This window comes from Polaribacter sp. Z014, from assembly GCF_023555435.1.
GTDB lineage: Bacteria > Bacteroidota > Bacteroidia > Flavobacteriales > Flavobacteriaceae > Polaribacter.
Genome location: NZ_JALCZP010000015.1, coordinates 25,197 through 51,296 on the forward strand (window position 1 = coordinate 25,197; position 26,100 = coordinate 51,296).

29 protein-coding genes are annotated in these 26,100 nt (G+C 30.3%); 19 read left to right on the top strand and 10 right to left on the bottom strand.

Features of this window, described 5'->3' with window-relative positions; all coding sequences use genetic code 11:
- The first annotated feature begins 12 nt into the window (after nt 1-12).
- Genes MPF19_RS14270 through MPF19_RS14280 form a run of 3 tightly spaced genes read left to right on the top strand, consistent with a single transcriptional unit; the run spans nt 13 to nt 2,088 of the window.
- A complete protein-coding gene (locus tag MPF19_RS14270; RefSeq protein WP_249988766.1) occupies nt 13-726 on the top strand; it encodes a DNA alkylation repair protein in 714 nt (237 codons plus the stop codon).
- Nucleotides 727-731: 5 nt separating this feature from the next.
- Complete coding sequence (locus MPF19_RS14275) at nt 732-1,634, top strand: haloalkane dehalogenase (RefSeq protein ID WP_249988767.1); 903 nt, start codon at nt 732-734, stop codon at nt 1,632-1,634.
- Nucleotides 1,635-1,644: 10 nt separating this feature from the next.
- On the top strand, nt 1,645-2,088 hold the full coding sequence (locus MPF19_RS14280) for a hypothetical protein (RefSeq protein ID WP_249988768.1): 444 nt from the start codon (nt 1,645-1,647) through the stop codon (nt 2,086-2,088).
- A 1,018-nt stretch (nt 2,089-3,106) separates the two neighbouring features.
- On the opposite strand, the gene MPF19_RS14285 is transcribed toward MPF19_RS14280, so the two are convergent.
- Together MPF19_RS14285 and MPF19_RS14290 are read right to left on the bottom strand one after the other, a co-directional pair.
- Nucleotides 3,107-3,490 carry a hypothetical protein gene (locus MPF19_RS14285; protein ID WP_203392470.1) on the bottom strand — a complete coding sequence of 128 codons (384 nt, stop codon included), beginning with the start codon at nt 3,488-3,490 and terminating at the stop codon, nt 3,107-3,109.
- Between the two features lie 162 nt (nt 3,491-3,652).
- Nucleotides 3,653-4,465, bottom strand: coding sequence for an RDD family protein (locus tag MPF19_RS14290; RefSeq protein WP_249988769.1), 813 nt, complete (start codon nt 4,463-4,465; stop codon nt 3,653-3,655).
- Nucleotides 4,466-4,487: 22 nt separating this feature from the next.
- Here MPF19_RS14290 and MPF19_RS14295 point away from each other — a divergent pair, with 22 nt between their 5' ends.
- The 9 genes from MPF19_RS14295 (at nt 4,488) to MPF19_RS14335 (ending at nt 13,629) form a co-directional block, all read left to right on the top strand.
- Nucleotides 4,488-5,456 carry a stage II sporulation protein M gene (locus MPF19_RS14295; protein WP_249988770.1) on the top strand — a complete coding sequence of 323 codons (969 nt, stop codon included), beginning with the start codon at nt 4,488-4,490 and terminating at the stop codon, nt 5,454-5,456.
- On the top strand, nt 5,453-6,172 hold the full coding sequence (locus MPF19_RS14300) for a hypothetical protein (protein ID WP_249988771.1): 720 nt from the start codon (nt 5,453-5,455) through the stop codon (nt 6,170-6,172). Before MPF19_RS14295 ends, MPF19_RS14300 begins: the two co-directional genes overlap by 4 nt.
- Nucleotides 6,172-7,380, top strand: a complete 1,209-nt coding sequence (locus tag MPF19_RS14305) for a DUF4350 domain-containing protein (protein ID WP_249988772.1) — start codon at nt 6,172-6,174, stop codon at nt 7,378-7,380. Before MPF19_RS14300 ends, MPF19_RS14305 begins: the two co-directional genes overlap by 1 nt.
- 3 nt (nt 7,381-7,383) lie before the next feature.
- Entirely contained in the window at nt 7,384-8,388 is a 1,005-nt protein-coding gene (locus MPF19_RS14310; RefSeq protein WP_249988773.1) for an AAA family ATPase, read from the top strand.
- Nucleotides 8,389-8,454: 66 nt separating this feature from the next.
- A complete protein-coding gene (locus MPF19_RS14315) occupies nt 8,455-9,789 on the top strand; it encodes a DUF58 domain-containing protein (RefSeq protein WP_249988774.1) in 1,335 nt (444 codons plus the stop codon).
- Between the two features lie 47 nt (nt 9,790-9,836).
- Entirely contained in the window at nt 9,837-10,241 is a 405-nt protein-coding gene (locus tag MPF19_RS14320) for a DUF805 domain-containing protein (protein ID WP_203392464.1), read from the top strand.
- 217 nt (nt 10,242-10,458) lie between these two features.
- On the top strand, nt 10,459-11,652 hold the full coding sequence (locus MPF19_RS14325) for a multidrug effflux MFS transporter (protein WP_249988775.1): 1,194 nt from the start codon (nt 10,459-10,461) through the stop codon (nt 11,650-11,652).
- Between the two features lie 143 nt (nt 11,653-11,795).
- Entirely contained in the window at nt 11,796-12,917 is a 1,122-nt protein-coding gene (locus MPF19_RS14330; RefSeq protein WP_249988776.1) for a TlpA disulfide reductase family protein, read from the top strand.
- A 7-nt stretch (nt 12,918-12,924) separates the two neighbouring features.
- Entirely contained in the window at nt 12,925-13,629 is a 705-nt protein-coding gene (locus tag MPF19_RS14335) for a pseudouridine synthase (protein WP_249988777.1), read from the top strand.
- Between the two features lie 272 nt (nt 13,630-13,901).
- On the opposite strand, the gene MPF19_RS14340 is transcribed toward MPF19_RS14335, so the two are convergent.
- The 4 genes from MPF19_RS14340 to MPF19_RS14355 form a co-directional block, all read right to left on the bottom strand.
- Nucleotides 13,902-14,087: a CPXCG motif-containing cysteine-rich protein gene (locus MPF19_RS14340; protein WP_249988778.1), complete on the bottom strand. Its 186-nt coding sequence runs from the start codon at nt 14,085-14,087 to the stop codon at nt 13,902-13,904.
- A complete protein-coding gene (locus tag MPF19_RS14345; protein WP_249988779.1) occupies nt 14,087-15,091 on the bottom strand; it encodes an NADP-dependent oxidoreductase in 1,005 nt (334 codons plus the stop codon). Before MPF19_RS14345 ends, MPF19_RS14340 begins: the two co-directional genes overlap by 1 nt.
- A 412-nt stretch (nt 15,092-15,503) precedes the next feature.
- Nucleotides 15,504-15,983 (bottom strand): Lrp/AsnC family transcriptional regulator, encoded by a 480-nt coding sequence (locus MPF19_RS14350; RefSeq protein WP_203392458.1) that lies wholly within the window; start codon nt 15,981-15,983, stop codon nt 15,504-15,506.
- A 76-nt stretch (nt 15,984-16,059) separates the two neighbouring features.
- A complete protein-coding gene (locus tag MPF19_RS14355) occupies nt 16,060-17,142 on the bottom strand; it encodes a M14 family metallopeptidase (protein WP_249988780.1) in 1,083 nt (360 codons plus the stop codon).
- Between the two features lie 441 nt (nt 17,143-17,583).
- Here MPF19_RS14355 and MPF19_RS14360 point away from each other — a divergent pair, with 441 nt between their 5' ends.
- The 5 genes from MPF19_RS14360 (at nt 17,584) to MPF19_RS14380 (ending at nt 20,743) form a co-directional block, all read left to right on the top strand.
- Nucleotides 17,584-17,958 carry a helix-turn-helix domain-containing protein gene (locus tag MPF19_RS14360; RefSeq protein ID WP_249988781.1) on the top strand — a complete coding sequence of 125 codons (375 nt, stop codon included), beginning with the start codon at nt 17,584-17,586 and terminating at the stop codon, nt 17,956-17,958.
- An 83-nt stretch (nt 17,959-18,041) separates the two neighbouring features.
- Complete coding sequence (locus MPF19_RS14365) at nt 18,042-18,821, top strand: HipA family kinase (protein ID WP_249988782.1); 780 nt, start codon at nt 18,042-18,044, stop codon at nt 18,819-18,821.
- Nucleotides 18,811-19,194, top strand: a complete 384-nt coding sequence (locus tag MPF19_RS14370) for a DUF3037 domain-containing protein (protein WP_203392455.1) — start codon at nt 18,811-18,813, stop codon at nt 19,192-19,194. The genes MPF19_RS14365 and MPF19_RS14370 overlap by 11 nt, the downstream gene beginning before the upstream one ends.
- Nucleotides 19,195-19,242: 48 nt before the next feature.
- Entirely contained in the window at nt 19,243-20,073 is an 831-nt protein-coding gene (locus MPF19_RS14375; protein WP_249988783.1) for a mechanosensitive ion channel family protein, read from the top strand.
- 154 nt (nt 20,074-20,227) lie between these two features.
- Nucleotides 20,228-20,743 (top strand): PepSY-associated transmembrane domain-containing protein, encoded by a 516-nt coding sequence (locus MPF19_RS14380; RefSeq protein WP_249988784.1) that lies wholly within the window; start codon nt 20,228-20,230, stop codon nt 20,741-20,743.
- A 97-nt stretch (nt 20,744-20,840) separates the two neighbouring features.
- Here MPF19_RS14380 and MPF19_RS14385 read toward each other — a convergent pair whose 3' ends face one another.
- Nucleotides 20,841-21,119: a winged helix-turn-helix transcriptional regulator gene (locus MPF19_RS14385; RefSeq protein ID WP_249988814.1), complete on the bottom strand. Its 279-nt coding sequence runs from the start codon at nt 21,117-21,119 to the stop codon at nt 20,841-20,843.
- 157 nt (nt 21,120-21,276) lie between these two features.
- Between MPF19_RS14385 and MPF19_RS14390 the strand changes: the two genes are divergently transcribed.
- Complete coding sequence (locus MPF19_RS14390) at nt 21,277-21,789, top strand: VOC family protein (RefSeq protein WP_249988785.1); 513 nt, start codon at nt 21,277-21,279, stop codon at nt 21,787-21,789.
- A 143-nt stretch (nt 21,790-21,932) separates the two neighbouring features.
- On the opposite strand, the gene MPF19_RS14395 is transcribed toward MPF19_RS14390, so the two are convergent.
- The 3 genes from MPF19_RS14395 to MPF19_RS14405 form a co-directional block, all read right to left on the bottom strand.
- A complete protein-coding gene (locus MPF19_RS14395) occupies nt 21,933-23,792 on the bottom strand; it encodes a B12-binding domain-containing radical SAM protein (RefSeq protein ID WP_249988786.1) in 1,860 nt (619 codons plus the stop codon).
- A gap of 122 nt (nt 23,793-23,914) precedes the next feature.
- On the bottom strand, nt 23,915-24,403 hold the full coding sequence (locus MPF19_RS14400; protein ID WP_249988787.1) for a hypothetical protein: 489 nt from the start codon (nt 24,401-24,403) through the stop codon (nt 23,915-23,917).
- Nucleotides 24,404-24,581: 178 nt separating this feature from the next.
- Nucleotides 24,582-25,058, bottom strand: a complete 477-nt coding sequence (locus tag MPF19_RS14405) for an Hsp20/alpha crystallin family protein (protein ID WP_203392449.1) — start codon at nt 25,056-25,058, stop codon at nt 24,582-24,584.
- A gap of 388 nt (nt 25,059-25,446) precedes the next feature.
- Between MPF19_RS14405 and MPF19_RS14410 the strand changes: the two genes are divergently transcribed.
- On the top strand, nt 25,447-26,097 hold the full coding sequence (locus MPF19_RS14410; RefSeq protein WP_249988788.1) for a peroxiredoxin-like family protein: 651 nt from the start codon (nt 25,447-25,449) through the stop codon (nt 26,095-26,097).
- Nucleotides 26,098-26,100 lie beyond the last annotated feature (3 nt).

Genomic DNA, 26,100 nt, shown 5'->3' on the forward strand with positions numbered 1-26,100 from the left:
TTTAGAACAGAAATGCAAAACTACCTTCAAGAAATAGAAACAATCACTTCTAAAGCAGGTGAAACCGTTCCTTTACAAAGGAAAGCTTTTAATGCCGGCTTTAGTTTTAGCCTTTTAACTTTTAGTGAACAACTAGAGATATGGAATTATATCTGGACGAACACAAAAGTGTATAGAGCAGAAATGTTTTGTTTGTATTTCTTGGAGGAGCATATTAAAAACAAAGAAGAAATGCTTGTCTCTTGGTCAACGATTAAAGTATGGCAAGACAAAATTAATCGTTGGGAAACAAGTGATAGTATTTCAAAAATATATGCGCAATTAGTAGAATATGATGCAGCACTAATTTTGCCAACGTATAAAAAATGGAATACTTCTAAAAACCCATGGCATAGAAGGCAAAGTATAGTAGGTTTACTTTATTATAGCGCACATAGAAAGCACTATTTACCTTTTCAGGTACTTATAGATTTGGTAACACCTTTAATTTCTGACAACGCTTATTATGTAGAGAAAGGAGTAGGTTGGACGCTTAGAGAAATAGGAAATATTTACCCAAAAGAGCAGGAAGAATTTCTATTTGAAAATGCAACTAAAATTTGTGCTTATGGATATAGTGCAGGTACGGAAAAATGGGATAAAACAAAACGAGAAAAACTGAAGGAAATTAGAAAAGCAGGAAGAGTTTTAAACCGCAAAAATTCAATTTCAAAATTTCAAAAATAAAAAATATGACTAACAAAAAACAAATATCAGCAGCGTTTCCTTTTGAATCTAAATTTCAAGAAGTATTAGATTCTAAAATGCATTATGTAGATGAAGGAGATAAAAATTCAGAACATACTTTTTTACTCATACACGGTAATCCTACATCAAGTTATTTATGGCGAAACATCATTCCGCATGTAAGTCCGTTAGGTCGTGTAGTTGTTCCAGATCTTATTGGAATGGGCAAATCTGACAAGCCAGATATAGACTACACATTAAAAGATCACATTGCTTATTTAGATGCATTTGTTGAAAAGTTAGGGCTAAAAAACGTCATTCTAGTAATACAAGATTGGGGTTCTGGTTTAGGTTTCAATTATGCCAATCAGCATAGAGAAAATGTAAAAGGAATAGTGTTTTTTGAAGCTATGGTTCAAGTTTCTTATTGGAAAAATACGACTAAAGAGACTGAAACACTATTCAAAAAATTCCGTGACCCTGTAGAAGGACATGAAATGATCGTTAAAAACAACTTCTTTATTGAAACTATGCTACCTATGATGGCAGGCAGAGAATTAACTAAAGAAGAAATGGACCATTACCGAGCTCCTTATTTGGAAGAAAATAGCCGTAAACCACTGTTTATGTGGCCAGGTCAAATTTCGTTTGATGGTGTTCCAAAATTCACTACAGACATTGTTAATTCATATAATGAATACCACAAAAATTCAGACGTTCCTAAGTTGCTCTTTTATGCAGAACCAGGACTCATAATTAACCGAAAATTAGGTGAGCATATAGCTGAAACATGGAAAAATGTTACCGCAGTAGATTTAGGTGAAGGAAAGCATTATCTACAAGAATCACATCCACACGAAATTGGGGAAGGTATTGTAGATTGGTATAAAAAAATATTAAATAAATAAAAAGATAAAAATGAAAACCGATTTTAATTTAAAACAGTTTATTGTAATCACACTAATAACCAGTATTTGGATAAATATTTCAGAAGTTTTACGTGCTGTTTTATTAGTATTCCCTAGAATGCAATCCTTTTTTGAGGGTAAAATGGTAATAGGGGAAATGGCACTTAAGAATATGGTTATCTGGACCTTATGGGATACGCTGTTAACCATTATATTGGTTTTCATTTTTTGGCTTTGCGCGAAAGCTTTTGGCAACACTACTAAAGCTATTTTTATAAGTGCAACTGTAACAGCTTGGGCTACTATTGGCATATTTTGGATAGCAACTGTTAATACAGGTTTAGGAGAATGGTCTACAGGCTTTTTGGCGATACTATTTGCTTGGATTGGTCTCTTAATTGGTGCATTTATAGCCTCTAAGCTATATAAGACAGAACGTTGGGTTAGTAAGTAAAGTTTTATTTTGCTTATTTATTCTGAATTTTATCTAAAAAGGAGAATTCTAATAATGACCTTGGCCTCATAAAATTTTGGTAAAACAATAAGGTGAAGTGAGCGTAAATATTTTAGGCTATCCAAATACAATGATCCAGTGGATGATTGTATTTGGATACAACACTTTACTAAATGTTAGTTTCAAATCGTATTTAACTAAAAATGTACTTTGGGTACATTTTCTTAACGTTAAATAGTCTAAAATATAGCGAATGAACCGTTATAGTTTCCAAAATTATATGTAAGTCTTGATTTTTTTGTTTAGCTCACACGTTTATATTCTTAAGTGTTCGTGAATCTCCTAAAAAGTCGATTTCTCTTTTCATCAAGGATAAAAAGAAAATAATTAAAGATTAATAGTAACAATGTTATTATCTATTTAACATATTATTTTAAAGAATTAATCCAGTGGATAAATTTTTAAAATAGCAAAAATCTAGGTTTTATTAAACTTCAGAATTGTCTTGTATTTAACATAATAATATAAACACAACCAAAAAAGGTAAATTCTAATTTCAAAATAGAACAAGTGCATAGAATTTGACTTTTACTCACCACCAAGATATATTGCAGTGAATAGGAAAAGTTTTTTAATCCAGAGAAATTTATAATTTACTAAAAAAAGTTCTCGATACAATTTCGATGAAAAATCGAAATCACTCGAACTGACAATGTTGGTTTTGATAATAGCTTATTACAAAAAATTTATAGCTTTATATCAATTACACGATTCTACGAAATTCTAAAAAACACTTGTTGACGAATTTATATTATTCTAATGAACCCACAATTAGCTTAACATAATTACTATCGATATAAGTCTAAAGACATTATATCTGCAATTATGTTAAATATTGGCCAAAAGCGCTATTTCGCTAATTGTTATAAAGTGTATTATAATTTATATTATGTTAAATAGGTTTTTTATAAAGAAAAAAGAAGATCCTACTTACTTTATAAAATAAAAGACTAAAACGCTATTCCAACCAATTTAAGAAAAACGCCATCATTTCCTCTTTCAATTCATAATGCATTTTAATATACGTGCGCATATCCTTCATTAAAGGTCTATGTTCACTTCTATACCTTGCATCAACATCCTCACAGAAATTCAACTTATTTAAAATAGCCATTTTATTCTTACAACGATGCTTTAATTTGGCGATGGCATCTTTCTCTAACAGAATTCGATTTTGAAATTGCTCTATTTGTATAGCAGCATTTTTGTTATACTTTCTTGCAGCAATTTCTTCCAATTGTTCTTCAAACGTATCCATTTCATTAAAATGAAAACGCAATTCTCTCCTCCAGGTTTCTAAGTTAAATTTTAAATCACTTAAGTGTGATATTTTTGTTTGCATACAGTATTATTTTTAAAATTAAATAATTCTTATCACAAATACTTTACAGCATCAGCAAGAATAAGGATCTAAATTCTTAAAAGTGAAATCTTTTAAAGAATTCGATAAAATTAAAAAATTAGCAGCAGTCAAAACATGATTTTTGTTAGGTTTAACTATCATTTACATATTCTGCGTATAGAAATTATAATCCTTTAAAACAATATCTATAAACTCTTTATCACTATTATGTACAGATTTAATACCCGTAACTTCTAGTACCTTAGATCGTAGTTTAATGAGTGTTTTGTAATCGTTAAATTTAAGTGCATTTTGAAACGTACTTTTAATAATACGGGCATCATTGTCAGACAATTTAATCACATTCGGATACGTTGGCATGTACGTATTTGAAATATTTTCTAAAATAGTTTCAGAAAACTTTACATTATCCTTTAGGTAAATAACAACAGTATTGGCTATGATATCCCCAAAACGTTGTTGGTTTTTGGTGAATAATATCAAAAAGAAACCAATCATTTTTCCGAAGAAAAATAGCAGCATTAATAAAACAACTTCACCGTCTAACCCTAAAGACGCCACATAAACAAATAATAAGGTAAAAAGGTTAAAATCTACGACTCTTAAAAACCATCGGATTACAAAATCGGTTGTAGAGGGTTTAAAACCCTCAATATTGATTACTTTTAAATGCAATAGTTTTTTACCCACTGTTTGTCCGCCTAACAAAATCTCTGTATACAAAGAATAAAAAGTAACGGGTAAAAAAATCATAATATCGATGGCACGTAAAGACCAAGAATCTCCTTCTACCGCGGTTTCAAACATTTTAAAGTCTAACATTTTAATAGCAAAATAGATATAAGCAAATTTTAAAATGTTATCTATACCAAACGCAAAGAGCCTTTGCCCCACATTTGCAAGGGTAAAATTGATGTTGACATTTTGTGCTGTTTTTATTTGGAGTCTTTTCATGCAATGGTTAAATTCGCTCTGAATGAGAGAGGTCGCTTTTATAAAGCAAAATAAAGAAAAATGGCTCGAATTTGAACAAGGTTTTTCAAATAAAGAGAAAAAAAGTCCGGACGACATAGCCAACCTGCATATTCAGATCATGAATGATTTGGTATATGCGCAAACGTATTACCCTAAAAGTAAGGTTACAGAGTATTTAAATAAGTTGGCAAAATCTAGCTTTGATAAGGTATACCACTCAAAAAGGCGTAATAGAAATGTGTTTTTATATTTCTTTTTTGATAAAGTACCACTACTCGCCTACCAATACAGAAAACTCATTTACTTATCGTTTATCGTCTTTTTTGCCTGTTTTTTCATCGGATTATTATCTACATTGAATGATGCTTCTTTTGCACGACAAATTTTGGGTGATAGTTATGTAGAAAAAACCTTAGAAAACATAGAAAGTGGCGATGCCATGGCCATCTATAAAGGCGGAAGCAATTGGGGAACTTTTATTGGTATATACGATAACAACCAACGTGTAGGTTTAAATATGTTTTTATCTGGCCTGTTTTTAGGAATTGGCACTGGGTTTTATGTGGTTTATAATGCCATTATGGTGGCGGTTTTTCAGGCTTTCTTTTATCAGAATAATAGTTTTTTTGATAGTTTAAAAGGAATCTGGATTCATGGAACTTACGAAATTTTCGGAATGATTATAGAAGCTGCTGCTGGTTATATTATTGGCGCAAGCATCTTGTTTCCGGGCGCTTACAAACGTTTCGAATCTTTTAAAATTGGGGTAAAAGCGGCGTTTTATATTTTTATAAGCACCATTCCGTTTACCTTAGCCGCAGCATTTTTAGAAGGGTATATTACACGATATTCTAATATAATGCCTACCATTGTATGTTTTGCTATTATTGGCTTTAGTCTTATTTCTATAAGTTATTATTATTTGGTTTTTCCTTTTAAGGTAGCTAATAAATACAATTTGCGTTCATGAGAAAAAGCCTGATCCTTTTATTGTTTTTTTATATAACTGTGGGGTTCTCTCAGGTAAAAAATGACAGCCTTGTTTTTTTAGAAAAAGAGACTATTCATTATAATAAATCTATAGAATACGCTGAAAAAAGAGTTTTTACTGAAGATTTAAAAGAAAAGTACAACGATAAAGAATTTCAGTATACAGAAGAAGATGTTGAAGAGGAAGAAGAAAAAAAACCAACTTCTCCTACAAGTGCTGCTATTATTGGTGCAATTATATATTTTATCAGTCATATATTCCCGTTTATTTTAGGAGCTATTATCATTTTTATTATTCTAAAAACTATTTTAGGTGCAGATTCTAATTTTTGGAACTTTAAAAAGTCTAAAAAGAAAGTTGCCGAAAAGTTAATTTATGAAGACGAAGATATTCATGAAACAGATATCGAAGGCTTACTGCAAAAAGCGATTCTTTCTAAAGAATACAGATTGGCAATTCGCTATTATTATTTGTCGGTTTTAAAAATATTATCAAACAAGAAACTTATTGATTATCATAAAGATAAAACAAACTCAGAGTACCTTTTTGAAATTGAAGACACCACTACAAGAACCAATTTTTCATATTTGTCGTATGTGTATTCTTATGTTTGGTATGGAGATTTCCCGATAGACGAAACCAATTTTAAATTGGCAGAAAGCAAGTATCAATCTTTTAAAAAGTCTTTAAAATAATGATACTTCAATATATTAAAAAGTACGCTCCGCTCCTGCTCTTATTCGCTTTCATAAGCTGCAATAAAACGGATTGGAACGAAAACTTTAAAGAGAAAGAGAAAAGTCCGTTTGGCAATTATATTGCATATCATGAGGCAGAAAACCTTTTTAAAGACCAAGATGTTACCTTGCTCAAAGAAAATATTTATGATTATTTAGAATTTAATGCTGATTTTGACAGCTTAAAAAAACACAATTACGTTTGTATAAAGTACAGTGGTTATAAATATACAAATAGTGCTACTACAGCGCTTTTAGACTTTGTTTCTAAAGGAAATAATGTCTTTTTAGCATTTAATAGTTTTAGAGATACCTTACAAGCTTCTTTAAAATTTACCACTAATAATTTAGATAAAAACGTATATTCCGTAAAGGCTTTAAAGAAGTTAAAAGGAACTTTTGAGTTAAATAACAACAATTTTGCTAAAACTTCTTTTTCTTTTGATAGAAACATTAGAAGAAACTACTTTTTACAATATGATGAAAATACCACTAGTGTTTTAGGAACTTTTGAGGTTGATGGAGAAAAAGTACCTAACTTTATTAAAATCCATCACGGAAAAGGCGCTTTCTATTTACACATTCAACCAATTGCATTCACTAATTATTATTTGTTAAACAATAATGAAGAATATATGGCAAATGTATTTTCATATTTGCCAAATGCAGACGTTATTTGGGATACACATATAAAATCTAGCAAACATGCAGATAAAAAAGAAGACAACTCTAATGTGTTTAAATTCTTTTTAGAACACCCTACATTAACGTGGTTTTTATTTGTTTCCCTGATTGGGTTATTACTGTTTATGCTTTTTAATGCAAGAAGAAAACAACGTGCAATTCCTATTATAGAACCTTTAAAAAACTCGACGGTAGAATTTACACAAACCATTGCCAATTTGTATTTAAAAGAACAAGATCATAAGAATTTAGTTGATAAAAAAATAGCTTACTTTTTAGAGAAAGTAAGGTCTAAATACCTTTTAGATACTAGTAATTTAAATACTGATTTCATAGAAAAACTAGCCGCTAAATCTGGAAATGATTTGCAAAGAACAAAGTATTTAGTAAATTCAATTATTACTTTAAATAAAAAGACAGAATGTCTTGAAGAAGAATTAGTTGTATTGCATAAAATGATAGAAAATTTCTTAAATAACTAAGATATGGAAATACCAAATAACGAAGAACCACAAGAGAACATCTCTTTTGAAAATAGAATCGATTTATCTGAATTACAAGAGAGTGTTTTTAAGATAAAAAAGGAATTACAAAAAGTAATTGTCGGTCAAAAAGACATGATGGATTTATTGATTGTTGCACTGCTTGCAGACGGTCATGTTTTAATTGAAGGTGTACCTGGAGTTGCCAAAACCATTACCGCAAAATTGTTAGCAAGAACTATTGATGTCGGTTTTAGTAGAATTCAGTTTACACCAGATTTAATGCCTTCGGATATTTTAGGAACTTCTGTTTTTAATGTGAAAACATCTGAATTTGAGTTTAAAAAAGGACCTATTTTTTCTAGCATGATTCTAATAGATGAAATAAACAGAGCGCCTGCCAAAACACAAGCTGCTTTGTTTGAAGTGATGGAAGAAAAACAAATTACTATAGACGGACAAACCTTTAAACTACAAGAGCCTTTTGTGGTTTTAGCAACGCAAAACCCTATAGAACAAGAAGGAACCTATCGTTTACCAGAAGCGCAATTAGACCGTTTTTTATTCAAAATTAATGTCGATTACCCGAATGCTGATGAGGAATTACAAATTCTTTTAAAGGAGCAAGCGTTAGAAAACACCACAAAAGCGAGTAAAATAGAAACCGTTATTACTGGAGCTAAAATAGTTGAGTTTAGAAATTTAGTCAATCAGATTAAAATTGAAGAGAATTTACTCAAGTACATTGCCAATATTGTGGTGAATACACGCTCTAACTCCTTTTTATATTTAGGAGCGTCGCCAAGAGCAAGTATTGCAATTTTAGGCGCATCTAAAGCTTTTGCTGCCATTGAAGGAAGAGATTTTGTAACACCAGAAGATATTAAGAGAGCTACCATTCCTGTTTTGCAACACAGAGTTATTGTAACTCCAGAAAGAGAAATGGAAGGTTTAACAAGCAAACAAATTATAGAGCAAATTATTGAGGCAGTAGAGATTCCGAGGTAAAAATATTCCTTTAGCCTTTAGCGTTTCGCTAAGAGCTAAAAGCCAACAAGCTAATAGCAAACAACATTGAAACATTTTTACAACACTTTATTCTTAAACAACCGATTTTTCTACCTTTTAGGCGGAATTGCCGCCCTTTTTGTGGTTGGATTTTTTATTCCTCTCTTTTTTGTGGTGGCTAAAATGTTGCTTTTTATTTTAGTGGTGCTGGTATTGGTAGATATTTTTATTTTATACAACACCAAGAACGCAATTACAGTAAACAGGTATTTACCAGAACGCTTATCAAATGGCGATGAGAATAAAATTTCAATGCAATTGCAGAGTTTTTACGGGTTTAAAACACATCTTTCTATCATAGAAGAAATTCCGTTTCAGTTTCAAAAAAGAGATTTTATCTTCAATATTATTTTATCAAAAAAAGAAGAAAAAACAATTCATTACGATTTAACTCCAACTGAACGAGGCGTTTATTTATTTGGAAATATTAATGTATACACAAGTTCTCCGTTGCAATTAGCGACTAAAAAACACGTATTAGGAGAACAAAAAGAGCTCAAATGTTATCCTTCGTTTTTGAAGTTACGTGAATTCGATTTTAGAGCTTTTAACAATGATGCGGTTTCTTATGGGACAAAGAAAGTCCGAAGAATCGGTCATTCTTTAGAGTTTGAGCAGATTAAAGAATATGTTTCGGGTGATGATATTCGGTCTTTAAACTGGAAAGCCACTGCAAAGAGAAGTCAGTTAATGATCAATCAGTATGTAGAAGAAAAATCGCAACCTGTATATTCTATTATTGATAAAGGTCGTGCTATGCAGATGCATTTCAATAATTTAAGTCTGTTAGATTATGCTATTAATTCTACGTTGGCCATTAGCAATATTATTTTAAGAAAGCAAGACAAAGCAGGTATGTTGTCTTTTTCAACAAAGTTGGAAGATTGGGTAGTTGCAGAGAAAAGGAACTCTCAAATGAGTTTAATTTCAGAAGCTTTACACAACATAAAAACAGATTTCTCAGAATCGGATTTTAGTACGTTATATGCCGTTGTTAAAAGAAAAATTACACAAAGAAGCTTGTTAATTCTTTATACAAATTTCGAAACTATGGATGGTTTAAAGAGACAACTCCCCTATTTAAGAGCGTTGGCAAAAAACCATTTGGTGCTAGTTATCTTTTTTGAAAACACTGATTTAGAAGCATTAACAACCTCAAAATCAGAAGATGTTTTAGACGTCTATGACAGTATTATTGCTGAAAAATTTATGTACGAAAAGAAAAGCATTGTAAAAGAACTTAAAAAGTATGGTATACAATCTGTTTTAACAAAGCCAAAAAACTTAACGGGAGATACAATAAACAAGTATTTAGAGTTAAAATCGAGAGGTCTTTTTTAAATAATAACTTACATTTGCAGCTTTAATAAAAAACAAAAATAAATTATATGAATTGGTATTTAAAAGTAGTAAAAGAACATTACGCAGATTTTAACGGTAGAGCAAGAAGAGAAGAATTTTGGATGTTTACACTATTTAATGCAATAATTTCTATTGTAATAACTTTTGTGTTTGCTGGAATTGGTATCGCTTTAGAGTCGCCTTTATTAGGGGGATTAAGTTATATTTATACTTTGGCCGTTTTAGTACCAAGTTTAGCTGTTCTTGTAAGAAGATTACATGATACAGGAAAAAGTGGTTGGTTCTTTTTAATTGCACTAATACCTTTAATTGGCTCTATTTGGTTATTGGTAATATTGTGTACAGATAGTGTTTCTGGTGCAAATAAATGGGGTGAAAACCCAAAAGGAATTGGAAATAATTCTACAATAAATGAAATTGGGAGAGAATAAATAGAAAATTTATTCAATTACAATATAGGTTGTCTAAAAAGTATTTTTTTGTCAATCTGAATTTATTTCAGATTCTTTGGAAGATGAAACTTCAGTAAGTAAAGATGCTGAAACAAGTTCAGCATGACAAGTAATATTACTTCTTAGACAACTTCTTTTTTTACATTGCTTTAATAAATACAAGCTTAAAAAAATTAAATAAAGACATTTTCTATACGTGAAAATCAGACAAAAATCAGAATCGGAATTTATTATTGTAATGGCTTCATTAATGTCGTTAGTTGCTTTTGCAATAGACGCTTTGTTGCCGGCTGTTGCAGATATTAGCAAGACTATTCATATTGCAGATCCAAAAAACAATCAGCTATTTATTACCATGATTTTTTTAGGTATTGGTTTTGGGCAACTTGTTTCCGGGCCATTATCTGATAGTTTTGGTAGAAAACCTGTTATTTATATCGGTTTTACAGTTTTTGTATTCGCTAGTTTTATTTGTCTTTTTGCTACAGATTTAGATACTATGATTGTAGGTCGACTTTTACAAGGAGTTGGTTTGTCTGCACCTAGAACTATAAGCATCGCCATGGTTAGGGACCGTTTTAACGGTAACTATATGGCAAGAGTGATGTCTTTTATCACCGTTATTTTTCTATTAATACCTGTTATAGCACCTGCTTTAGGTAAGTTACTACTAGATGCTTACGGTTGGAAATCTATTTTTTATAGTCAGTTAGTTGTAGGAGTTTTCATTATGCTTTGGGTTTGGAAACGACAACCAGAAACTTTAAAAATAGAAAAAAGAAAGAAATTTAGGTTAGCACTTTTTGTAGATGGTATTAAAGAATTTATAAAGTATAAATACGCGGTAATTTTTACCATATTTTCTGGTTTTATAACGGGTTCATTTATGGTGTATCTAAGCGCTAGTCAACATATTTTTGTAGAACAATATAATTTAGAAGAAGAATTTCCTTTTATTTTTGCTGGCTTGGCTATAAGTATTGGTTTGGCTACTTTTTTAAACGGAAAACTAGTTGTAAAAATAGGAATGTTTAAATTAGTTTTCTTTTTCACAGCCATGTTTACAATAGTTTCACTACTATATATTGTCTTTTTCTGGGGAGATTCAAATCCTAGTATTTATATTTTATTGCTCTTTTTTGGATTGCAATTTTTTTCTATTGGTTTTCTATTTGGTAACACCAGAGCATTAGCGATGGAACCAATTGGTCATATTGCTGGAGTTGGAGCCGCAATAAATGGTTTTGTTTCTACAATTATGGCAGTGCCAATTGCCACTTATATTGGCAGCTACATTACCACTACTGCTTTACCTCTATTCATTGGTTTTTTTGTTTGCGGTGCTATTTCTTTACTTTTAATTACACTTCTAAAATTTAGAAAAAACTAATACGAATAGATTCCGCTTTCGCGGGATGAATAACTACAATTAAAAAGAAACACTTAAAAATAATTCTTTTCAATATATAAATTGAGCAAATAATAGTATTTTGCGAGGTTATTAGGTGTTACATCAATTTATAAATATGTTTTATGCGTAAACTAGTTATTTTTTTAAGTTTAGTTTTCATTACACTTACTTCTTGTAAGACCGATGTTAAAAAAGAAGTAATTAAAAGTGGTTTTTCCGTAAATGGGACTTTATCTACCACAAATTCTTCTCTCGTTTATTTACTTAACGATCTAAATGTAAAAATAGATTCTTCTAAAATTAACAAGAACTCTTTTACCTTTAACGGTTTTGTAGATTCTGCAAAAGACTATAAAATACAAGTACAAAATCAAACTAAAAAACACCCAATAATTATAGAGAATAGTAAGTATTCTGTTTTTGTAGACAAAAACGACATTACCATTATAGGAGGTTTATTAAACACGAAACAACAGAAATTTAATTCCTTAAAAAAAGAGCTAAGCTTCAAAAAATTAGCTTTATTAGACTCTTTTATGGTTAAAAAAATAACCTCTAAAGATTTTCGAAAATCTATTGAAGAAATAAATTCTGAACTTAAAATCTTAAATTCTGATTATATTATTGCCAACGCAAATAACCTTCTATCATCTACGCTCTTTTTAACACCTCAAAACTTTAATTTAGAAGAGCTTAAAAGCATTGTAAGTAATACTGAAGTTGCAAAATCAACCATTTTAAAAACTCTTTTAGATAAAGAAATTACGAGGCAACAACAAATTTTTGATGCTGAATTGGCTGAAAAAAATAAAATAGTAGCTGCTAAAAAAGTATACAGAAAACCAGCTATTATGTTTTCTGGTGATGGCTTAAACAGAGAGTTAATTTCCTTAGAATCCATTATAAAAGGCAATAAAATAGTGTTAATAGATTTTTGGGCAAGTTGGTGCGGACCTTGTAGAATGGTAACGCCTAGAGTTAGAGAAATCTATAATAAGTACAAAAACAAAGGTTTTACAATTCTTACGGTTTCTGAAGATAAAAACAGGGAAACTTGGAAATCTGGTATTGAACAAGACAATATGTTAAGCTGGCATCATATTTTTGATGATTATGGCCGAATTTCTTCTATGTATGGCATTAAATCAATTCCTTATATGGTTTTAATAGATGGAAACGGTGGTATTATTAAAGAAAAGATATCTGTTTCTGAATTAGAGTATCAACTTCAAAAATTATTATAATTTTTTTATGGAAATCCCTGTAATTTACCAAGATGAGTATATTATTTGTGTTGCAAAGCCCAATAACGTACTCGTACATCACGCGCATCATTCTAGAAATGTTGCTGATGAGAAGTCTCTTTTACAACTGCTAGACGAACAAATAGGTGGAAAATTTTACCCGATTCATCGCTTAGACAGAAAAACATCTGGCATTATTTTACTAGCTAAGGAAACGAAGTATGTTTCTAAGTTTCAAGATTTGTTTACAGCTAACGAAATTCAGAAAACCTACTATGGAGTTGTCCGTGGTTTTTCTCCGGAAACAAAAGTTATTGATTCTCCTGTAAAAGGTAGAGATGCAAACGTACATAAAGAAGCCTTAACACACTTAAAAACGTTAGAACAAGTTACACTAGACATCCCTGTAAAACCATACGATTCTTCTCGTTATAGTTTGGTAGAACTATCTCCAAAAACGGGAAGAATGCATCAATTACGTGTGCATTCTAACAAAATAAGTCACCCTTTAATTGGTGACACAAAATATGGTGATAAAAACCATGATGTAATGTTTGAAGAAAATTTTGGTTGGAAAAACATGTTTTTACATGCTGGAAAATTAGAATTTAAACATCCTTTCACAGAAGAAGAGTTAATCTTAAAAGCTTCTTTTCCCGAAGATTGGATAGCCTTATTTAAAGCTTTTTCTTGGAAAAACCCACATGAGTAGATAAATTGTTTCGCAGAGATTCACAAAGTAAAAATTCAGAGAGTCAATGTTTTTTTTAAATATTCTTTTAGAGAATCTATGATTTTGTCATTCTTACACAGATAGGAACCTATGCTTCATTTTTATAGGCTGTTCTTTTATTAATTATTACAAAAAGTTTGCAAACAATCTTAGCCCTGATTGCAGCAATTGTTTGAGCTCTTTTTTATTCTTTTTCTGAATAAAAAAAGCGAGTGCGGAAAGCAGGAAATGGCTTCAAAAAAGATAAAATATTATTGATCTATTGACTGTGCGTTAAAACTAACAAGTTCACCATCCTCAAAAATTGGCGTAATTTCTATGGGATTGCAACAGACTTCGCAATCTTCTATATACGTTTGTTGATGCACACTGCTGTCTAAAATCATTGAGATTTCTTCCCAACAATGTGGACATTGAAAAAAGTGCTCTAACTCCACTACTCTATAACCTTTAACAATAATTTTCCGTTTTTCTCTCCCGTAAACAATCTATTATATGTTTCTTGAAAATTCTCAATGCCTTCGTAAATATCTTCTCGAGACTTTAACCTACCTTCTTGCATCCAAATTGCCATCTGACTTGCTGCTTTACCAAAATCTTTAGCATAATCCATAACCACCATTCCTTTCATTGTAGAACGCGTAACTAATAAAGATAGGTAATTACTTGGGCCAGTAACTTTTGCTTTGTTGTTGTACTGTGAAATTGCTCCGCAAAGCACCACAGTTGCGTTCATGCGCAACTTACTTAAAGCTGCATCTAGAATTTTACCACCAACATTGTCAAAATAAACATCCACTCCTCTTGGGCATTTCTGCTTTAAAGCGGTGTAAATATTTTCTGTTTTATAATCTATAGCAGCATCAAAACCCAACTCATCTATAATATAATCGCATTTTTCTTTTCCACCTGCAATACCAATAACTCTGCACCCCTTAATTTTTGCAATCTGACCAACAATACTACCAACAGCACCTGCAGCGCCTGAAACCAATACAATATCTCCTTCTTTTATCTTTGCTACTTCTAAAATTCCGAAATAAGCAGTCATTCCAGGCATGCCTAAAGTACCGAGAAAAGTTGGCATTGGAGCCACTTTTTCATCTACTTTAAAGCAACCTTCTCCATTTGAAACAATATACTGCTGCACGCCACCCCAACCAGAAACACAGTCGCCTATTTGAAAATTAGGATTGTTTTTGTTTTTAATTACCTTACCAATAGAACCTGCCCGCATAACACTATCTATAGCAACAGGCGGAATATAAGATTTGGTATCATTCATCCAACCACGCATTGCTGGATCTAAAGAAATGTAATGTTGCTGTATTAAAATTTCTCCTTCTTCTAGCTCAGGAACCGGGTTTTCCTCGAATTGCCAAGTGTTTTTGTCTGGAGTTCCTTTTGGACGATTTTTTAAGGTGATTTGTTTATTGTTCATTAGTAGTCGTTTAAGTTCTAAAAATAGTATTTTTTAATAATTCAACAAATATAGAAATGTTAAAATTTTAAGGTCTACTAATAATTTGTGTTAGAATACCAAATAAATAAAAGTAGCAGATTCGGATTGCTTATTGCGGAAATAAATAAAGTACTTGTAGCCTTGTGGAAATGTAAGATACATCACTTAAAAATCTAAATACCCATCACTCGATTCTTCTATGACCACGTACCCTAAAAGTTATAAATTCCAGCAAAATTATTATCTCGTGAACTTTTCTCCAATTCACTTTTTATATAAACCTCTAAAATATTATGACATCAATAATGTTATTGATAAAAATACAGAATCCATAAAAAAATCCTTATCATATTATTGATAAGGATTTTATATAGTATAAAAAAAAAGAAGCTTACAGTTGTTGAAAAATTTCGTGCATCATTCTCTTTTTATCATTGATGCTTTCTTCTAAAGCAATCATTGTTTCTGTTCTATTTACTCCAGGAACATCGTCTATTCTATAAATAATATCCTTTGCATCATTAGTACCTTTAGCTCTAACTTTACAGAAAATATTGTATTTGCCAGCAGTAACATACGCTACTGTTACATTGGGTATCTTTCTTAAATCTTCAATAACATTCTGAGTCATAGATGTTTTTTCTAGATATATACCTACATGTGCTATAAAAGAATAGCCCATTTTTTCATAATTTAAGGTAAGTGTAGACCCTTGAATAATACCTTCGTCTTCCATTTTTTTAACACGTACGTGAATTGTACCTGCAGACACTAATAACTGTTTAGCAATATCTGTAAAAGGGGTTCTTGCGTTTTCAATTAACACATCTAATATTTGATGATCAATTTCGTCTAATATAAATTTTTTCATTTTTTACGTATTATTCAAATTACTATGCAAATTTATGAATTTAATTTAATTTAACTAGCACAAAACTGACAAATACTTAAACAATTTTATCTTCGAAAACGATTTCGGAGTGCCCAATCTTGAATTTTAAACTATTTTCATCTACTTTGTTTAATTTTGAAACAAATTTCCCGTCTATAATTTTATCTACATATTGATAAGCAATATCATTTTTAGAGTCTGCATATCGATGAATGATATCATAGAAAATTTTATCGTTATTCGGAATATTAAAATAATCTTCATACGCTATAAAGGTTGCAGAATTAGCAATGTGATGCAATCCTTGTAATATAGAAAAGAATGTATATTTTCTTGTTTCCTCCCTGTCATAATCATCAGGATAATGTCCTGATTCTATTAAAATAGTATTATGTCCTAGCTTCTGAAAGTTATCTCCCGTTGCTGTTGGGTAAAACTCATCTGTATATCTACCAACAAAATTAGGAATCACGTTTTGCAACATCGTATTCATACTTACTATAACATCCATTGTTGCTATTCTACCTTCTGTAAGACCTCTCGTAATTTCTTCGGATGGCGCTAAAAAAGAAATCGTTGCTGGGTTTTTAGTACCTTCTACACTAAAAATAGTTCTTTGGTCATGTAAATTGAAGCAAAACTGAGGATTGAATTGCTCTAAAACACTGCGTAAAAGCTTACTTTCTTTTGCTTTTCTATTAACAGCATCTCTATTTAAATCTACTTCGTTTGCATTCACTCTTGTATAAGCTTGTGCGCCATCAGGATTTAACATTGGTATAAAAACCAAGGTACATTCTTCTAATATTTTAGTAAAAATACTTTCTGACGAATTTAAAATACAATTAAAAAGGTCGAATAATGCTCTTGTACCTGTACTTTCATTTCCGTGCATTTGAGACCATAATAATATTTTCTTGGCACCATTTCCAATTTTTAATTGATGAATAGGTCTGTTTTCTTCGGAAGAACCAATTTGAGAAACTTCAAACTTAGAAGCATATTTAGAAAATAGATTCTCAATGTCTTTATAGGTAATCCATTTTCCATGCAGAGTACTTTCTTTTTGCTGGGCGTAAATATTTTCTAAAAAATTGATTGGTAAAGTATTCATATTCGATGATGTATTTTTTTTCAAAAATAAAGAATTTTTGAAACCTAACGATCATTTATAATTAATCATCTTAATATTAAAAAAGTGATTTTTTTTTTAATAAATCACTCTTTTTTAAAGGTATTTTATTTGAATAATTTTCTCCTATACTCTTATTTACAATTGTTACTAATTTACAAGTTACAATTGTAAATCAACAAAATGTTACAATTGTAAAGTGTGATTTGGGTTACAAATGTTACTGTTGTAAATTGTAAACTGTAAACTAGTGAATGGTTGTCATAACTCACTTAAACCTTATAAGAATTCTTTATGTTTGATTTTTAATTTGCTTAATTTAAGTTAATTACACAACTTACTTAAAGTTTTAATTTAATCATATATTCTGTCTTGTAATTATTTACAATGTTATACTTTGTTACTACTCTTAGATTGTATACATTTGTATAAAGCAATACTTTTACAATGGTAAACATATCTGAATTTACTACTCGATTAAAAAAGGTGATGGAATTTCATCAATTATCTGCCTCTATGTTTGCAGATAAAATAGGTGTACAACGTTCTAGTATTTCTCATATACTCTCTGGAAGAAACAAACCTAGTTTAGATTTTATTCTAAAAGTAACAACAGAATTTAATGACGTAGACATGTATTGGTTGTTAAATGGAAAAGGTAGTTTTCCTAAAAATGTAGAAAATAAAATTGAACCTAAATTAACTTCTACTGGTACTCCAACTTTATTTAATGATACTTCTTCTTCTGAAGCAGTCGGAAAAAAAATACAACGTATTGTCGTTTTTTATTCTGATGGAACTTTTGAAGAATATCAGAAATAGTCAAAAAGAAACTTCTTAGGATTGTGCAAAACAAATTTTCCTTTTTTATCTTCAATTTATTTAAATAGTATAATTTAGTATTTATGAATAAAATAGATATTAGAACAGTAAACGTTGTTCAATACTTACAACCTTTAAGAGAAGGTGGATCTTTGCCCGCAATCGTAAAAGCAGATGATGGTTTTTTATATGTGCTTAAGTTTAGAGGTGCAGGTCAAGGTAAAAAAGCATTGATCTCAGAATTTATTGGAGGAGAACTCGCAAGAGCAATTGGCTTACATGTACCCGAGTTGGTTTTTATGAATCTAGACGACTCTTTTAGCAAAACGGAACCCGATGAGGAAATTCAGGATTTATTAAAATTTAGCGTCGGTTTAAATTTAGGACTCCATTTTTTATCTAGCGCCATTACCTACGACCCTTTGGTTTCTGAGGTAGATGCATTCACGGCTTCTAAAGTGGTTATTTTAGATAGTTTGATTAGTAATATTGATAGAACTGCTAAAAACACCAATCTACTAAACTGGAATAATGAACTTTGGATTATTGATAATGGAGCTAGTTTCTATTTTCATCATAATTGGGAAACTTGGGAAAACCATTTAACAAGAACTTTTCCTTTAATAAAAGACCATGTACTTTTACCTAAAGCGACTCATTTACAAGAAGCTTCCTCAGAAATAAAAGAACGAATCAATGCAGATGTAATCAAAGAAATTATTGCGAACATTCCGGAAGACTGGTTATTGAATGAAGGAGATGTTTTAAATCCAAACGAAATAAGAGCTGCATATACTCAATTTTTAAATGCAAAACTTTCTATGATTGACGAATTAGTTAAAGAAGCCGAAAATGCAAGATAAAGTTACCTTTGAATACGCTATTATTAGATTGGTGCCAAAAGTAGAACGTGAAGAATTCTTTAATGTAGGTGTAATTTTATTCTCTAAACGTAAAAAGTTCTTAGATATCAAATATCATATCAATGCAGACAAGCTAAAAGCAATGGCGCCAGAATTAGAACTAGAAACTCTTAATAACTATTTAAATGCATGGAAATTAATTTGCGACGGAAAATCTGCTGGTGGTAAAATAGGTGCCTTTGAAATATCAGATCGATTTAGATGGTTGGCAGCTTGCAGAAGCACTATAATACAGAGTTCTAAAACGCATCCGGGTTTGTGCGAAAATCCGGCAACTACCATAAATGATATTTTTGACAAATATGTTTTATAAAAAATAAAGAAAAAGATAACAAACAGGAAAATTAATAATAAAAACTAGATGGAATTAGTAAAGAAAATTTTAGACTTTGAACTTCTTAGTCTTGAAGAATATAGCTTAAAAGTAAGTACTTTATGTATGGTACTTTTAATAATACTTTTCACAAAAATGGTTTTATGGTTATTAAAGAAATCTATGTTTAGACATAAAAACGTAGAAGAATTTAATGAAGGGAATACCTATTCTTTATTTCAAATTATAAAATATGTAATTTGGGTGATCGCATTCGGATTAGTTTTAGAAACACTAGGCATTAAAGTAACTATATTAATTGCTGGTTCTGCAGCATTATTGGTAGGAGTTGGTCTTGGTTTGCAACAAACTTTTAATGATATTATTTCTGGGATTATTTTACTTTCGGAAAGATCTATTAGAATTTCTGATGTTTTAGAAATAGATGGAGATATCGTAAAAATACAAGAGATTGGTTTACGTACCTCTAAAGGATTGAATACAGATGATATTTCTATTATAATTCCTAACTCTTTAATCACCACAAATAAAGTGATTAACTGGAGCCATCAAACACATTTAAACCGTTTTAGAATAGATATTGGGGTGTCTTATGAAAGTGATGTAGAATTTGTAATTAAAATTCTAGAAGAAAGTGCCAGAGAACATTTAGAGGTAGATGCTAAAAAAACCATAGAAGCTAGATTGGTGAGTTTTGGAGATTCTTCTTTAAATTTTCAAGTGTTATTTTATAGCAGTACTATCTTTGGTTCCGACAGAATGAAAAGTGATATCCGTAGAGTTATGAGACGTAAATTCATTGAACATAACATTAACATTCCTTTTCCACAAATGGATGTACACATGAAATCTAATTAAATAAAAGGAAGTTAGAACGGCATATCTTTAACATAAAAAACGATACCAAAAGGTTGATAAAAAAGTACTATATTTTTAATAAAAAGAAGCTTTTAAGTTAAACCTTTATTGTAATTTTATGTCTATATAATAGACTTTAAAATCTTATATCGTCATGGCAAAAAGAAAAAATCCAGTTTCATTACAAGTTAGAATTATTCACAGATATTTAGGTTATTTTTTAGCAGGAATTATGTTTGTGTATGCGTTAAGCGGAATTATTATGATTTTTAGAGATACAGATTTCTTAAAAACAGAAGTAATTACTGAGAAAAAATTAGCGCCAAACTTAACTGCTAGAGACCTAGCTCCTATCTTTAAAAAAGGAGCAAAAGTAATAAAGCAAGAAGGAGCTGTATTATACCTAAGAAACGGAAATTACAACCAAACTACAGGTCTTGCCAATATTAAAAAAATGCAATTACCATTTGTGCTAGATAAAATGGAAAAATTACACAAAGCAAATACCAATAGTCCACTTTATTTTTTAAATATCTTTTTTGGTGTAGCATTGCTCTTTTTTGTGTTTTCTGCTTTTTGGATGTACACGCCTAAAATGCCAGTCTTTAAAAAAGGAATGTATTTTGCTGCTGGTGGAATTGTATTGACAATTATTTTATTGTTTGTTTAAGAGAAATTAGCGTAAATTAATTTTATTGGTTTTATTACTGAATTTAATTCGGCAATAAAACCAATAAAAATTACCTGCATTTAAAAATAGATCGATTTTATTGATTCAAAGTATCTTCCAACCCCCATTCGTCTAAACTTCTTAAAATCCCTTCTAAAGACTGGCCTCTTTTAGTTAATTTATATTCCACCTTTGGTGGAACAACAGGATATACTTTTCTAGAAATAAGTCCGTCTTTTTCTAATTCTCTAACAGTCTGTGTAAACATTTTGTTAGAAATACCTGCAATATGTTTTTGCAGTACTCCAGAACGTAAACCACCTTCTAATAAATGAAATAAAACTAAAGGTTTCCATTTTGTACCTATTAAATTCATGGTATAATTTAACGGACATGTATTTTTTTCTATCAAAATGATATATTTATTATATTGATAATCAATATTTTACTCGTTTTGGTAACTATACTACTTTTAGGTAAGTTATTGCTTATAAGGCAAATATAAATTAATTTTGCAACTTAAATTAATTATTATGAATACAAAACAAGAGTATCCTAAGTCATTTTCACATATTGGTCTTACGGTTCCTAATATTAAAGAGGCAGTAAAATTTTATTCGGAAGTAATGGGTTGGTATATTATTATGGAGCCATCTACGGTTAAAAAAGAAAAAAAAACTGCCATTGGCATGATGTGTATTGATGTTTTTGGTGAAGATTGGACCGAATTTGAAATTGCGCATTTGTCTACTTCAGACGGAATTGGGGTAGAATTATTTTCTTTTCCACAAGGTATAAAGGAAGCGCCAGAGTTTAGCCCTTTCAATACAGGGCTTTTTCATTTTTGTATCCAAGACCCAAATATTGAAGAATTGGTAGCTAAAATTGTGGCTTACGGCGGTAAACAAAGAATGCCAATTAGAGAATATTACCCAAAAGACAAACCTTTTAAAATGTGCTATGTAGAAGATCCTTTCGGTATTGTCTTTGAAGTTTACACACATAGTTATGAGTTAACATATTCCTCTGGAGCGTACGCAAAATAAAAATAAACTTGTCATTGCGAGGCACGAAGCAATCTATTTATTACATACGAGATTGCCACAGTTTACAAAAAAGTAAACTTCGCAATGACAAATTAAAAAGATGTATTAGAAAACTCGCAATGATGTTTATAAAATAATAGCTTCTATTCCTTTAAACAATCTGCAATCAAATTACTTTCTAAAGTAATTCTAGGAACTTTAAAATTGAAATAGTCGTCTATCGGAATTTCAAATCCCTTGTGATTTAAGTAATTATTTAAAGCAATATTTAAACCTTCGCTATATAAGTGATGCTCTGCTCCTGTTGGATCTTCGTGATACAAATCGTTTTCTGCAAAACCTTTAAATTCTGGACCAATAATATTGATTTCAAATTCATCTGGGTTTTTACCAACCGGACTGTGGCTTGTACATGCAAACTGATGCCAAAATGCAGATTGAATGCAATTGTTATAAAATAACTGACGTACAACTTCTAAAGAATCAATGGTTTCTTGTGCCGTTTCTGTAGGGAACCCAAACATTAAATAGGCGTGCACCATAATATTTTCATCAGCAAAAGCTTTAGTAACTCTAGCTACTTGCCCAATATCAACTCCTTTTTTCATTTTTGCCAATAACCTGTCTGAAGCAACTTCTAATCCACCGGTTACAGCAATACAGCCAGATTTAGAAAGCAACGCGCATAATTCGGCATTAAAAGTTTTTTCGAAACGAATATTGGTCCACCAAGTAATGTACACTTTTCGTTCTATCAACTTATTCGCCAATGCTCTTAGCATTTTAGGTGGTGCAGCTTCGTCTACAAAATGAAAACCTGTAATTCCGGTTTCGGAAATTATTTTCTCAATTTTATCCACCAAATCATCTGCCGTTGTATTTTGATAATTGCTGATATAATCTAGGTTTACATCACAGAAAGTACATTTTTTCCAATAACAACCATGAGAAATGGTTAGTTTATTCCACTTACCATCAGACCACATTCTGTGCATCGGATTCATAACATCTAAAAAAGATAAATATTTTTCGGTTGGCAAACCAATATAACTTGGCGCTGGTAAATTCTTATGATGAAAAATAGTATTTGGTTTTTTATCAGCAAATATTACTGTATCATTTTTACAGATATAAGTTCTTTCTAAAGACTCCTCACCTATTTTACCGTCTAAAAATTCGGTGATTCTTAACAACGGACCTTCGCCATCATCTAACGTAATAAAATCTACAAAATCGAAAATTCTAGGATCTGATAAACGTCTTAATTCGGTGTTGCAATAACCACCACCCATTCCTATTTTAATTTCAGGATAATTTTGTTTTATAAACTGAGCACATCGCAAAGCGGAAAATAAATTCCCTGGAAAAGGAATGGTAAAACAGATTAAATCGTAGTTATTTTGTTGTAATTTCTCATCCAACAAATACAACATTTCATCTTCTATCAGCGTAGTTTCGAACTGTAAACAGTCATCTATCTCATCAAAACTAGAAGCGGCTCTACCAATTTGTTCGGCATAGCGTGTAAACGAGAAAAACTCGTCTACATTGGTGTTGATAAAATCGCCCAATTCTTCTACAAACAGCGTTGCAATATGTTTTGCTTTGTCTAAGATTCCTAATTTCCCGAACTCTGTACTTAAATCTTTGTTTAATTTTATACGTCGGTGCCCGTGAGGTAAATAATCTTTATGCACAATTTGATACGCCGCCGTAACTTCTTGTACACGCAAATAATCCATTACAGAATCTACTTTATTTATGTAATCCTCTCTTTGTTTCCAAACTAAAGGCAACTCTTTATTGCCGAGCATTTCTGCTTGTTTAAAAATAGCGTCTATAAATTCTTTGGTAAACACTGCCGTAAACAACTCGATACTTAAATCCATTTGAGTTGTTGGTACATTTTTAGAATCTAAAAATCCTTTAATATATGCAGTTGCAGGATACGCAGTATTTAATTGCGTAAAAGGTGGTGTTATTAAAAGTGTGTTTATAGACATAAATAAAATAAAGCGCAAAGATACTATCTCATTTATGAACTATAGTTAAAATTGTATTTGCTTTTTAGAAATGATTTTATTCTTTTATAGCTTTAGATACTAATAAAAAAGACAAAACCTATTTAGTTCTCGTCTTTAGGTTTAATAAATTCTGATTGATATTTTTCTAAAAATTTCTTTTGTCTAACAATCATTTGTTGTCTTAATGTATCAATATTCATAAAATCATTACCAAATTCACTTTCAAAAAAATGATCATTAAAAAAATGTTTGCTAAAAAGTGAATCTTTAGAAAACACATTATCAAACCCCTGGTTTTCAAATCCTAAAAAATTTGAAAAAAATCGTGATTTAAAGGATTCTATCAAACTATCTCTATCGGACAATGAGAGATTCTCTAACTTTTTATTGGACGACCAAGAATAAATACTGTCATATTTGGTTAAATTTCCATTTTCATCAAATTCCTTATCAACTTTCCATGTGCCTTTTGGTTCTTCAATTACATTTGTTTTGTTTCCTCCTTTTTCAACTTTTTTAGTTTCATTTTCTTGTCCTTTGCAACCAACGCTTAACAAGCCAAGCATAAATAATAAAATATATTTTTTCATCACTTTAAAGTTTAATTTATAATTAATTTAAGGGCAGTCTAAAACTTTTATTCAATCTCCAGATATAAATTCTGCTGATATCATAATATAATTTTAAAGAAATAAATTGATTATTAAGAGGATGCTGAAAAAAATCAGCATCCCTCTTAATATTTGATTCTAAAATTAAGTGATACAATTATAAAATCTGTATGTTTCTTACAGGCTTTTGTTTGGCTTCTTCTTTTTTAGGTAAAAGAATATTTAGAATACCATTGTCATAATTTGCATTAATCTTTTCATCATTAACCGTTTCTGGTAAATTAAAGGTTCTTTTAAAAGAAGAATAACCAAACTCTCTACGGGTATAATTATCTTCCTTGTGTTCACTTTCTTTTTTTGTTTCTGTAGAGATAGATAATACTTGATTATCTAGGTCTATATGAAAATCTGATTTTTTTAAACCTGGAACCGCCATTTCCACTATAAAAGAATCAGCAGTTTCTTTTATGTTTACTTTGGGTAAAGTAATACCAGTATTAAAATTGGAAGAGAATACTGATGGCAGTTCTCTGTTAAAGATGTCATCTAACCAATTTGACAAAGTTAGAACGTTTTGATTTGAATTACTGTTCTCTAAACTTCCATTTTTAGGAACACTTACTAAATTGCTCATAATTATAAAATTTTAAATTAAACATTATTTCAATTATGAAATCTTTTAGACTTCATAGTTTTTTAAACAAAAAAAATACCAAAATAAATTAATTGCTTTTATCTAAAATATTCTATGATATTTTGTCATAATTATGAATAATTGTCATAATTACCTTAGAATAAAATGACATATTTTCATTTGAATTTCTTTTAAAAAAAGCTTTACATAACACATAAATCAACACAATGGTAACTATCTTTTCTTTAGCTTTGCGAAAACAGCTTACTTATAAAAGTATTAAGATGATAAATATTTCATTTTAAATATCTAAAAAGAATGAATCTATAAATTCACTCTTTTTAAATTCAATTATTAGTGATGTTTTTGGTAATATAAAAATAAAATAATGAAGAATTTAAGAGCACAAACAGATGCTAAAATTGCAGCTGGAAGAAAAAATAACCCTGATTTCATGCAAGGTGTTGATGCTATAATAACTAAAGCAAAAGCTTTTGAAGAAGGAAAAAATGCGCTAAAAGTTGGAGAAAAAGCACCTAGTTTTGAGTTGCCAAATGCAGAAGGAAAATTAATTTCTTTAGATTCTTTATTAGAAGAAGGTCCGCTTGTAATTACATTTTACCGAGGAGATTGGTGTCCGTACTGTAATTTACAACTGAGAGCTTTACAAGCTAAATTAAACGAAATTAAAGACTTAGGAGCTAACTTAGTTGCTATTAGTCCGCAAGTGCCTGATGGATCCTTAACGAAAAGTGAGATTAGTGAAATGGATTTTATAGTTATGTCTGATCAAAATGCAAAAATAGCTTCTAAATATGGTGTTGCTTGGGAAGTACCAGAATTTATGGCAGAACACATGCGCGTAGATCGCAATCTTGATTTAGATAAAATAAATAATGGTAATGCTAGTGTATTGCCAATTCCTGCCACTTTTATATTGAACCGCAAAGGCATAGTTACATGGAATTATGTAAATGTTGATTATAGAACACGTTCTGAGCCTGATGAAATTATAGAAGCTTTAAAAAAGTTATCTTAGTAA